The 11,754-nt window shown below is 72.4% G+C and carries 7 protein-coding genes; 3 read left to right on the plus strand and 4 right to left on the minus strand.

All coding sequences use genetic code 11. From position 1 onward, the window contains the following. Nucleotides 1-22: 22 nt before the first annotated feature. The 4 genes from U5640_RS09220 to U5640_RS09235 all read right to left on the minus strand — a co-directional run bounded on the left by U5640_RS09220 (nucleotide 23) and on the right by U5640_RS09235 (nucleotide 6,623). Nucleotides 23-1,210, minus strand: a complete 1,188-nt coding sequence (locus U5640_RS09220) for an acyl-CoA dehydrogenase family protein (RefSeq protein WP_340375304.1) — start codon at nucleotides 1,208-1,210, stop codon at nucleotides 23-25. After that, nucleotides 1,207-4,359, minus strand: coding sequence for an amino acid adenylation domain-containing protein (locus U5640_RS09225; protein ID WP_340375305.1), 3,153 nt, complete (start codon nucleotides 4,357-4,359; stop codon nucleotides 1,207-1,209). Before U5640_RS09225 ends, U5640_RS09220 begins: the two co-directional genes overlap by 4 nt. Nucleotides 4,360-4,776: 417 nt before the next feature. After that, nucleotides 4,777-6,327 (minus strand): amino acid adenylation domain-containing protein, encoded by a 1,551-nt coding sequence (locus U5640_RS09230; protein ID WP_340375306.1) that lies wholly within the window; start codon nucleotides 6,325-6,327, stop codon nucleotides 4,777-4,779. Further along, entirely contained in the window at nucleotides 6,324-6,623 is a 300-nt protein-coding gene (locus U5640_RS09235) for a phosphopantetheine-binding protein (protein WP_340375307.1), read from the minus strand. Before U5640_RS09235 ends, U5640_RS09230 begins: the two co-directional genes overlap by 4 nt. A gap of 122 nt (nucleotides 6,624-6,745) precedes the next feature. On the opposite strand from U5640_RS09235, the gene U5640_RS09240 reads away from it, so the two are divergent. From U5640_RS09240 to U5640_RS09250, 3 genes are read left to right on the plus strand one after another with little or no spacing between them, the layout of a single operon-like run. Further along, nucleotides 6,746-8,479: a condensation domain-containing protein gene (locus tag U5640_RS09240; protein WP_340375308.1), complete on the plus strand. Its 1,734-nt coding sequence runs from the start codon at nucleotides 6,746-6,748 to the stop codon at nucleotides 8,477-8,479. Between the two features lie 48 nt (nucleotides 8,480-8,527). After that, the gene (locus U5640_RS09245) at nucleotides 8,528-8,737 is read left to right on the plus strand and encodes an MbtH family NRPS accessory protein (protein WP_340375309.1); all 210 of its coding nucleotides are present in this window, start codon (nucleotides 8,528-8,530) and stop codon (nucleotides 8,735-8,737) included. Between the two features lie 45 nt (nucleotides 8,738-8,782). After that, entirely contained in the window at nucleotides 8,783-11,749 is a 2,967-nt protein-coding gene (locus tag U5640_RS09250) for a beta-ketoacyl synthase N-terminal-like domain-containing protein (RefSeq protein ID WP_340375310.1), read from the plus strand. Nucleotides 11,750-11,754: the final 5 nt, after the last annotated feature.

Raw genomic sequence — 11,754 nt, forward strand, 5'->3', positions numbered from 1 at the left:
CGTCTCCTGGCGATCGGGCCGGTCAGTGCAGGCCCAGGGCCTTGGCGACGATCACCTTCTGGACCTCGGTGGTCCCCTCGATGATCGTCATCATGCGGACGTGGCGGTAAAGGAACTCCAGGGGGTGACCCCGCACCCAGCCGGTCGCCCCGTGGACCTGGAGCGAGCGGTCCACGACGCGCACGGCGGTCCGGGAGGCCACCAGCTTGGCGAGAGCCGCGTTCTGCGGCGCCTCCTTGCCGCTGTCGAGGAGCCGTGCCGAGGCGAGGGTGAGCAGTTTGGAGGTCTCGACCTCGGCATGGCTGCTCACGAGGTGTTCCTGGATGTGCTGGTAGCCGCCGATCCGCTCGCCGAACGCGGTCCGCGTGCGGGCGTACTCCACCCCCAGGCGCAGGGCGTGTTCGGCGATGCCGTTGCACTGGGCGGCCACGATCAGCCGGCCACGGGACAGGCTGTCGATCGCGAGCGCCGTGGCCGCCCCGATGCCCGGCTCGCCGCCGATGACGGCCTCCGGGCCGACGCGGACGTCGTCGAGGAGCAGCTCGAACATGGGTTCGCCCGACATGCCCTCGTAGCGCTGTCCGATCCGCAGCCCCGGTCGGTCCATGGGGACGACGAACGCCGTGGAGCCCGTGGCCCGGCCGTCCCCGAGGTCGGTGGCGGTGACGACGAGGGCGATGTCGGCCCGGTCGGCGTTGCTGACGAAGGTCTTGCGGCCGTTGATGACCCAGCCGTCCGCGTCCCGGGTCGCCACGGTGGTCAGCCGAAAGGCGTCCGACCCGGCGTGCGGTTCGGTCAGCGCGAGGCAGCGGACGAGTTCGCCGCGGACCAGCGGTACGAGGTAGCGCTGGATCTGCTCGTCGGTGCCGTGCCGCAGGAGGGGGCTCGGGCCGTCGGAGCCGCCCAGCGCGTAGGGCGCCAGCGGGCAGCCGCTGCGGCCCGCGGCGTGGTGCAGTTGGACGACGGCGGTCAGCGGCATGTCGGCGCCGCCCAGCTCCTCCGGGTACTCGCCGGCGTAGAAGCCGAGCGCGGCGGAGCGTTTGCGGACGTAGGCCCGCAGGTCGGCCGGGGGCAGGTCGCCCGACTCCGGCAGATCGGCGGACATCGGCTCCAGTTCGCGCCGGATGAAGGTCTCGAAGGAGCGCACCAGGTCCAGGTGGTCGTCCTCGAGGGCGCTGGAGGGGGCGGCGTCGTGCGCGGCGACGGTCACGACTGCCCCGCCGGTGCGCCGGTGGCGAGTTCCAGGACGCGTGCCTGGTCGGCCAGCACGGGATGCTGGAAGAAGGTGCGCAGCGGGGGCCGTCCGTCCAGGTGGGGTTCCAGCCGGGCGGCGAGCTGAGCGGCCAGCAGGGAGTGGCCGCCGACCTCGAAGAAGTGCGAGTCGGGCGAGAAGCGCGCGTGGCCGAGGACTTCCTGCCAGGCTCGGGCGAGCAGGGCCTGCGCCGGGTCGGTGAAGTCGGCCGAGGTGTGCGCCCGCTTCGTCTCGGCCGTCTCGCGCTCCGCGGCGATGCGGGCGAGCGCGGCCCGGTCGGGCTTGCCGGACGTCATGCTCGGCATCTCGGTGACCGCGAACCACCTGCTGGGCAGGAGGGCGCTGGGCAGCGTGCGGGTGAGCGCGGCGGTCAGTTCGGTGTGGTCGGGCTGTTCGGCGCCCTGGACGAATCCGATCAGGCGGGGACCCTGTTCGCCGTCGGGGACGAGGACCACCGAGCAGGGCCGGCCACCGAGTTCGGCGGCCGCGGCGGCCTCGATCTCCTCCAGTTCGATGCGGTGTCCGCGCAGCTTGATCTGGTTGTCCTGGCGGCCGAGGAAGAAGAGCCGGCCGTCGAGGTCACGGTAGCCGCGGTCGCCGGTGAGGTAGACCCGTCGGCCGTCGAGGGCGGGCAGGTTCACGAAACGGGCCGCGGTGATCTCGTCCGCGCCGAGGTAGCCCTCGGCCAGGGTCCCCCCGGCGATGGCGAGTTCGCCGACGGCACCGGCGGGCAGCGGTGTGCGCGTGTCGTCGAGGACGTGCACCTGTACGCCGGGCAGCTCGGTGCCGAGCGGGATGTCGCCGTCGGCGGCGAGGTCCCCTTCGGTGATCTCGTGGACCGTCGAGGAGACGGTGGCCTCGGTGACCCCGTAGGCGTTGAGGACGGTGGCCTCGGTGTCGGCGAGGACACCGCGCAGGACCCGGGCGGGCAGCCGTTCGCCGCCGAGCACGATGAGCCGGGGCGACCAGCGGCCGTCCCGCAGGGCTTCGCGCAGCGGCTCCCGGGAAGCCAGGAAGTAGGTGGTGGGGAGGTTGGCGACGGTGACGCCGCGCAGCGCGAGGACCGCGACGAGTTCGGGGCCGGTGGGTATCTCGCGCTGCGGGATGACCAGGGCGGCGCCGGCGGCCAGCGTGGGGAGCACCTCTTCGAGGGCGACGTCGAAGGAGGGCTGGGCGAACAGCAGCACCTTGTCGTGTGCGCCGAGCCCGTAGCGCCCGGTGATCGTGCCGACGTAGCCGGCCAGGGCGGCACGGCCGACCACCACGGCCTTGGGCACGCCGGTGGAACCCGAGGTGTGGATGAGGTAGGCGGCGTCCTTCAGCGGCTCGGCGGGCGCGGCCTGCGGGAAGGCGGGCCCGTCCAGCAGGGCGGGGGTGCGGTCGGCGGGCAGGGCGAGGGAACTCTCCCGAGTGGCGAGCACCAGGGCGGGGCGCAGCCGGTCCAGCAGGGTGCCGAGCCGGTGGGCGGGGTCCCGGGGGGACAGGGGCGCGTACACCGCGCCGGAGCGCAGGCAGGCGAGCAGGGCGACGACGCTGTCCACGCCCCGCGGCAGTACCGCGGCGACGGCCCGGCCGCTGGTGACGCCGGCCTCGCGCAGACGGGTCACGAGCGCGGACACCCGCTGGTCGAGTTCGCCGTAGGTCAGGGTGCCGTTGCTGGTGATCAGCGCGGGCGAGGCGGGGTCGTGGGCGGTCAGCGGGTCGAGGACGCCCGCTTCCGGTGACGCGGCGAGCGGCGCGGGGGCCTGTGGGGCGGCCAGGGTGTGCAGGGCGGCGGCGGGTTCGGCGAGGTAGGCGCGGAGGAGGTCCAGGTACTGGTCCATCAGCAGGTCGACGGCCGCGCCGGGGAACAGGTCGGCGTCGTGGTCCCAGATCAGGGTCATTCCGGCGGGACCGCTGCGGGCGCCGACGACACGCCGGGCGTCGGGCAGGAGCACCACGTCGAGGTCGAAGCGGGTGGTCCCCGTGTTGAACCCCTCGAAGAGGGAGACGTCCAGGCCGGGTGTGTCCAGCTGCGGCAGCGGCGCGTCGTGCGCGCTGAACATGACGTTGAACAGCGGGTTGTCCGCGCCGCTGGTGTGCAGCCCCAGCGTCCTGGTGAGTTCCTGGACGGGGATGTCCTGGTGCGGCAGGGCGCGCAGCAGTGCGTCGGTGACCTCGTCGACGGCCGTGACGCCGTCCGCCCCGGCCGGCAGGCTCACCCGCAGGGGGATCGTGTTCACGAACATGCCGATGGTGCGTTCGGAGCCCGGCGGCCGGTTGCCGACGGCGGTGCCGATGACCATGTCGCGCTGTCCGCTGTACCGCCGCAGCAGTTCGCCGAAGAGCGTGAGGAGGGTGCTGAACGGGGTGTGACCGCTGCCGCGGCAGTGTTCGCGCAGCCGCTCGGCGAGCTCTCCGTCGATGAGCTGTCGCACCTGGCGGCCTCGGTGCCGGCGCTGTGCGCCGGGGACGGTGAGTCCGGGCAGGGCGGTGCTCAGGGGAACGTCCCGGAGTTCTTGCAGCCAGTATTGCAGGCTGCTTTCCCTGGCCTCGTCCTTTTCCTCGGAGGCGGCTCGGACGAATTCCTCGTAGGACCGCGTGGGGGCCAGTTCGAGGGGCTTTTTCTCCAGGTGCGCCCGGTAGGCGGTGAACAGGTCGTGGAGAAGGATCGCGAAGGATTTACCGTCGTGGGTCAGGTGGTGTTCCACCTGGATCAGACGGTGCAGTCCGCCGCCCATCTCGACCAGGTGCCAGCGGAGCATCGGCGCGTTCTCGGTGTCGATGGGCTCCTCGGCCTCCTGACGCAGGAGGGTGTGGAACGCCGCTTCCGGATCGGCCTCGCCGGAAAGGTCGGAGGCGCGCAGCCGGGGCTCGGCCCCGGCCCGGACCCGCTGGCCGGGAAGGGAGCCGGCCTGGGGCACCAGCTCCAGTCGCAGTCCGGGGTGATGGGCGATGACCTGGGCGAGGGCCGCCCGTAAGGCGGCGCTGTCGAGCGTGCCGCGCAGGTCGAGGACGGCGGTGAAGTTGTAGCTGCGACTGCCGGGAAGCAGCTGTTCGTGCAACCACACGATTTCTTGGGACGTGGAGAGATTGAACACAGAGATACTCCTCGTTAGGGTCGGCATTCGGCTTCGCCGTGCCGCAACGCCTATGAACGAAGGGCTTTCTTGAACCCGGCGATCTCGGGGTGATACGGCGGATTCATCCGCCCCAGCCGCTGTCTGCCGGCACAGCCGTCATGGCGGTCGGCCGGCCTTCCGGGTGGGTCACGGTGGACCCCAGCATCACGGAGGACACGATGACCAGCCCGCCGACGGCCCAGAAAGCGAGACGGTGCAGGAATACACTCACGAGAACTCTCGATTCCGTCAAAATTGCATGTTCAAGTATTACTTTCCCCTGCCAAGTCACTGTTACTAACCAGTAGGATCGCTCACCAAACTGCACGGCAACAAAGTGAGGCGGGGAGAAAACGGAAATCGAGTGTCATTTCGTCAGCCTTGCGGCGCACACGGGTGCGGCACTGAGGGGCTCGTGCGGCCTCAGGCGGCGAACGGCTCCGGCAGTCGCCGCCGGTCGACCTTGCCGTTCGAGGTCAGCGGCAGCCGCGGAAGCGTCCGCCAGACACCGGGGACCATGTGGGCGGGAAGCTGCTCGCGCAGCCACGCGCGCACCTCGGCCAGCGCCCGGTCCGCGTCCTGCGCCGCCCGGGCGGGGTCCAGGACCGGGTAGGCGACCAGCAGGCGGCTCTCCGGGCTGTCGCCGTGCGGTGCCACCGCCACGTCCCACACCGCGGGATGGCGCCGCACCGTGGCTTCGATCTCGCCGAGCTCGACCCGGAACCCGCGGACCTTGACCTGCCGGTCGATCCGGTCGAGGTAGCGGACGGTGCCGTCGGGCAGCCGCACGCACCGGTCGCCGGTGGCGTACAGCCGCCCCCCGCCGACGGCGCCGTGCGGGTCGGGCACGAACCGTTCCGCGGTCAGGCCCGGGCGGTCCAGGTAGCCACGGGCCAGTCCGGCCCCTCCGATGAACAACTGCCCGGGCTCCCCGTCGGGCACCGGCCGCAGCACGTCGTCCAGGACATGGAGGTCGGTGCCGTCCACGGCCGTGCCGATGGGCACCGCCCCGTCCGCGCGCCAGGGCGGGACCACCGTGTGCGTGGCCGCGAAGACCGTGGCCTCGGTCGGCCCGTAGCCGTTGACGAAGCGCATGCCGGGATGCGCGTCCAGCAGCTTGCGCACGTGCTCCGCCGACGGCGCCTCCCCGCCCGCGAGGAGCTGGCGCACCCCGGCGAGGATCTCCACCCCTTCGTCCACGACGGTGTGGAAGAGCCCGGCGGTGAGCCACATCGTGGTGACCCCGTGGTCGGCGACGACCCGGCCCAGGGTGCGCAAGGAGGACGTGGCGCCGGGCGCCAGCACGAGGCAGCCCCCGTTCAGCAGCGCCCCCCACATCTCGAACATCGAGACGTCGAAGCAGACGGAGGTCAGCAGGGGGATCACCTCGCCCGGCCCCAGCCGTATCCAGTCCGGGTCCTGCACCAGCCGCACCACACCGCCGTGGCGGACCATGACCCCCTTGGGCCGACCGCTCGACCCCGAGGTGTGCACGACGTACGCCAGGTGATCCGGCCCGACCGGCACGTCCAGGTTCTCGTCGTCCCCGTCGGTGAACGGCTCGGAGGCGTCGTCGAGGAGCACGGCACGGGCGCCGTGACCGGACAGCCCCTCCCGCAGTTCACCGCGGGTGACGACCACCTTCGCCCGGGTGTCCTCCAGGATCGCGGCCAGCCGGGCGGGCGGGTATCCGACATCCAGGGGGACGTAGCAGCCGCCGGCCTTCAGCACCGCGAGGACGGCGATCACATAGTCGACGGACGGCTCCAGCAGCAGCGCGACGGGCTGCTCGTCGCCGACTCCGAGGGCCCGCAGCCGACGGGCCAGGCGGTTGGCCGAGCGGTTGGCCTCCGCGTAGGTGACCCGCGTGTCGGCCGTCTCCAGGGCCGTGACCCGGGGGAACCGCTCCGCCTGCGCCTCGAAGCACCGGTGGATCACCGCCGGCCGACCGAGTCCGGTCCGGGCGGCCGTCATCGCCGGCCCCGGTCGAAGCGCCCCGCCGTCGCCTGCTCCCGGACCGCGTTCTCCACGGCCACCTCGAACGAGGCGAGCGTGGGGTGCCGGAAGACGGCGGTCATCGGCAGCTCGATGTCGAAGGTCTCGCTCACCTCGGCGGCTATCCGCATGGCCAGCAGCGAATGGCCGCCGACCTGGAGGAAGTCGTCGTCCGGGCCGACGGTCTCAAGGCCCAGCGCCTCGGCCCAGATGGCCTGGAGAACAGGGGCGATCGTTCTGTCGAGCGCGGGGTTCTGTTCTGAAATACGCGTCATGCGGCCAGGCTAGCAATGGGACTTTTATCTCCTGTAGAGGAACGGTTGACACCGCATTCCTTGACATCGGCGGACCGTCGGCCGGACGCTATACAGAAACCGCACGAACAAGGGGAGGCAGCGTGTCTGAATTACACGCGGACGCCGAGCTGTCATTCGCCCAGCAGAAACTATGGTTCCTCGACCGACTGCACCCGGGCAGCTCCGCCTACAATTTCGACGTGGTGCTGCGCCTGTCCGGCGAGCTCGACACGGAGGCACTGAACGCTGCAGTACAGCGCATCATAGAACGCCACGACGTGCTGCGCACGACATTCCCGATAGACGTCCGTGGTATTCCTTTCCAGCATATCGCCGAGACTCTGGAAATCCCGCTCGAATTCATCGACCTGACGGCGCTGCCCGAACACGCCCGGGAAGCGGAGGCCCATTCCGTCGTGACAGCGTGGGCGGCACTCCCCTTCGACCTGGAAAAGGGGCCGCTGCTGCGCGTCCGCTTGGTGCGCATCACCGAGCGGGAGCATCTGCTGTGTTTCTCGTTCCATCACGCCGTATTCGACGGCTGGTCGATCGACGTGCTGTACCGGGAGCTGGCCCGCCATTACACCCCGGGCGGACCGCGGACCGCGCAGAGTGCCGCGGCCGCGCCGCCGAAGCCCGCCCTGCAGTACGCCGACCACGCCCGCCGCCAGCGCCGACGGCTCTCGGACGGAGCGCTGGACCACCACCTCGACTGGTGGCGCGCCCACCTCGACGGCGCGCCCGTCTCGCTCTCCCTGCCCCGTCCCGAGGCCCCCGCGGACGCCACGGCGGAGCAGGGCGCGCAGCTGGTGTCTCCGTTGCCGCCCACGACCATGGCGGCGGTCTCGGCACTCGCCCGGAGCGCGTCGGCCACCCCGTTCCTCGTGCTGCTCGCGTGCTACGGCCTGGTGCTCGCCCGGCAGACGGGGATGCGCAGCCTGCTGGTCGGCACCCAGGTCGCCGGCCGGTCGCGTCCCGAACTGCGGGAGCTCATCGGTCTGTTCGTCGAGACCATGCCCATCCGGGTGGACCTCCACCGGGCCGGCACCTTCGCCGAACTGGTCACCCAGGTACGCGAGTCCGCCTGGGACACCTTCGCCCATGACCAGGTGCCGTTCGAAGCGATCGTGGAGGCCGTCCGGCCGCCGCGCGTCGCGGGCAGCACCCCTCTGGTCCAGACGGCCTTCGCCGCGCCCGCGGCCGTCCCTGAGCCGCCCGTGCTCGCCGGGCTCGTGGCCGAGCCGGTCGCCCTGGCGCCGACCACCGCCAAGTTCGCCCTCGGCATGGCCGTCGAGCCCACCGCCGACGGGCAGCACCGGATCTCCCTGACCTACGACCCGCGGATCGTCGACCACGGCTTTGCCCGCCGGCTCGTCCAGCAGTACGGCGAGGCGCTCGCCACCCTGCCGGCCGCACCCGAGACGGTCCTCACCGGGGCGGTCCTCGACGAGGCGGCGACCGACGGCACCGAGCACGCCCCGGCCGCGCCCGCCGTCGGCCCGCCGCCGCACACGGACCTGGAAAACACGCTCCTCGCCCTGTGGCGGGACGTGCTCAAGAACGACCGGGTCACCGTTCACGACAACTTCTTCGACGTCGGCGGCCAGTCCCTGGCGCTCGCCGCCGTCCACGCACGACTGGAACGCCTGCTCGAACGGGAACTGCCGATGGTGGCGTTCTACGAGCACCCGACCGTCACCGCGCTCAGCGCCCACCTGTCCGGCACCGGACGGCCCGGCCCCGAGGCCCCCGAACCCCGGGCGGCGAAGGACCGGGTGGAGCGCGCCCGGGCCCTCCAGCGGCGGCGCGCCCTGCACGCGACCGACCGGGGCTGACCGGGTCCGTCCGGCCCACGACACACCACCCGAGTGAGGAGAAGAGCCATGCCCTTCGAGAGCTGCGAGGACTTCGTCGTCGTCCGCAACCACGAGGACCAGTACTCCCTGTGGCCCACCGATCTGCCCGTGCCGCAGGGCTGGGTGAAGGAGCCGAAGAACGGCTCCCGCGAGGACTGCCTGGCGTACATCGAGGAGAACTGGACCGACATGCGTCCCCGAGGACTCCGGCAGGCCACCGGCACGTCCGCCGACTGACCCTTCGGCGTCATCCCCCTCACCGCGCCCGGCAGAAAGGCAATCATGAGCAACACGGACGACCTCGGCGACGACAGCGCCGCCGTCGCGGTCATCAGCATGGCGGGGCGTTATCCCGGCACCGCGGACACCGAGGAGTTCTGGCAGCACCTCGTGGCCGGCAAGGACCTGATCACCCGCTTCCCCGAGGCCGGCGACGGCCGGGCCGTACCCGCCTACGGCATCGTTCCCGACGCGGACTGCTTCGACGCCCAGTTCTTCGGCTACTCGCCCGCGGAGGCCCTGCTGCTCGACCCGCAGCAGCGTCTCTTCCTGGAGTGCTGTGCGGAGGCCCTGGAGCGGGCCGGCTGCGTGCCGGCCGGGCAGCCGGGCCCGATCGGCGTGTACGCGGGTTCCGGCGCCTCCTCCTACGCGGAGCAGCTGCGGGCCGACCCGTCCGTGGCCGGCGTCGTACCGGACTGGCACCTCCAGCTCGCCACGGGAGTCGACTTCCTGACCACCCGGGCCGCCTACAAGCTCGGGCTCACCGGCCCCGCCGTCACGGTGCAGACCGCCTGCTCGACCTCGCTGGTCGCCGTGCACCTCGCCGTCCAGGCCCTGGTGGCCGGCGAGTGCTTCCTCGCGCTGGCCGGGGGCGTCAGCCTGCGCACCCCCCATCCGGTGGTGATCCCGCCGGAGGGCGGCATCTTCGCCCCCGACGGCTACTGCCGGCCGTTCGACGCCCGGGCCCAGGGCACCGTGGCCGCCGACGGCGCGGGGGTCGTGCTGCTCAAGCGGCTCTCCGACGCACTCGCCGACGGGGACCACGTCCACGCCGTGATCCGGGGCTCGGCCGTCAACAACGACGGTGTCGACAAGGTCGGCTTCACCGCTCCGAGCGTGACCGGCCAGACCACCGCCATCCGCACGGCCTACGCGGTGGCCGGCATCGACGTGGACACCGTCGGGTACATCGAGACCCACGGAACGGGCACCCCCATGGGCGACCCGATCGAGATCAGCGCGCTCACCGGCGCCTTCCGGGCCGGCACCGACCGGGTGGGGTTCTGCCGGATCGGGTCCGTCAAGTCGAACATCGGGCACACCGACACCGCCTCCGGTGTCATCGGCCTGATCAAGACGGTCCTCGCCGTGGAGCACGGCGTCATCCCGGCCACCCTGCACTTCACCGAGCCGAACAAGGAACTCGGCCTCGGCTCCGGACCGTTCGTGGTGAACGACGAGACGACCGAGTGGCCGCGGACGGACACCCCGCGCCGCGCGGGCGTCAACTCGCTCGGCATCGGCGGAACCAATGCGCACGTCGTCGTCGAACAGGCGCCGCCGCCCGCAGCCGCGGCGGAGCGGGAGGACGCGGCCGGCCCCCAGCTGCTGGTTCTCTCCGCCCCGAGCCCGCAAGGGCTGGCCGCCTCCGCCGAGGTGCTGGCCGACCGGCTGGCCGAGCACCCCGGGACGCCGCTCGCGGACGTGGCCTGGACCCTGCAGACCGGCAGGACCGCGCACGACCACCGGCTGCACGTCGTCGGCGAGGACCACGCGGACGCCGCCCGGCTGCTGCGCGGGGCCACCGGCCGCGGCCCGCGCCGCACCGACCCGGCCGAGGTGACGTTCCTCTTTCCCGGACAAGGTGGCCAGCATCCCGGCATGGGCAGGGAACTGTACGCCTGGTCCCCCGCCTTCCGGGAACGGGTCGACACCTGCGTCGCCGTCCTCGGCGGGCGGCTCGGCGAGGACGTGCGCACCGCCCTCCTCGTCGGCGCGGACGATCCCGAGCGGTTCGCCGCCGTCCGCGAGCGGCTGGACGCGATGGAGCTGGCCCAGCCGGTGCTGTTCACCCTGGAGTACGCGCTGGCCGGACTGTGGCAGTCCCTCGGGATCTCCCCGACCCGGGTGCTCGGCCACAGCCTCGGGGCCTACGCCGCCGCGTGCACCGCGGGCGTCCTCACCCCGGAGGACGCGCTGACGCTGGTCGTGGAACGGGGCAGGCTGCTCGGCAGCCTGCCCACCGGAGCCATGCTGGCCGTCGCCCTGTCCCCCGCCGAACTCGGCCCCCTGCTCACGGACGAGCTGTCGATCGCGGCCGTCAACGGGGCCTCCCAGTGCGTGGTGTCCGGCCCCGCCGAGGCGACGGAACGCTTCCGCCGGGACCTGGAGGGACGGGAGGTCGACACCCGTCGGCTGCACATCTCCAGCGCGGCCCACTCCCACCTGGTCGAGGCGGTGCTGGACGAGTTCGACGCGACGGTCCGGGCCGTACGGCCGCACAGCCCCGTCGTCCCGTGGATCTCCGACAGCCACGGCCGCGCGGTGACGGCGGACGAGGTGCGGGACCGGGGGTACTGGACCGGACACCTGCGGCACACGGTCCGGTTCGACGAGGCGCTGAGCACGGCCCTGCGGGAGCCGGGCGTGCTGCTGGAGGTGGGCCCCGGACACACCCTGGCCACCCTGACCCGCCGCCACCGGTCCATGACGGACCATCACCGGGTGCTGTCGAGCCTGCCGCACGCCGTCGAGGAGACCTCGGCGCACGCCGCGGTGCTGGACACGGCCGGCGAACTCTGGCGGCACGGACTTCCCCTGTCCTGGGCGCGGATGCACACCTCCGAGCGGCGCCGGGTGCCCCTGCCGACCTATCCGTTCCAGCGCCGGCGCTACGCCCCGGCCGGGCCCGCGCCGCGCACCACGGCGGCCGCACCCCGGACGGCCGGGCCGCTGCCCGAGCCCCCGGCGCAGGACGCCCCTGCCACGGCCGCGCCCCCGACGCCCGGACACACCGGCGACACGGCCGCCCGGCTCGCGCGGGTCTTCTGCGACGTGCTGGGACTCGACGCGATCGGACCCGACGACAACTTCTTCGAAGCCGGCGGTGACTCCCTGATCGCCACCCGCCTCGCGTCGCTGATCCACCGCGAGTTCGGCGTGAAGGTCACCGTGCGCACCATCCTCCTGGCCCCCAGCGTCGCGCGGCTGCTGCCCCGTCTGCTGCCCGAGGAACGACCCGAGAAGTGAACGCG

Source organism: Streptomyces sp. SS7 (assembly GCF_037993025.1).
Classification (GTDB): domain Bacteria; phylum Actinomycetota; class Actinomycetes; order Streptomycetales; family Streptomycetaceae; genus Streptomyces.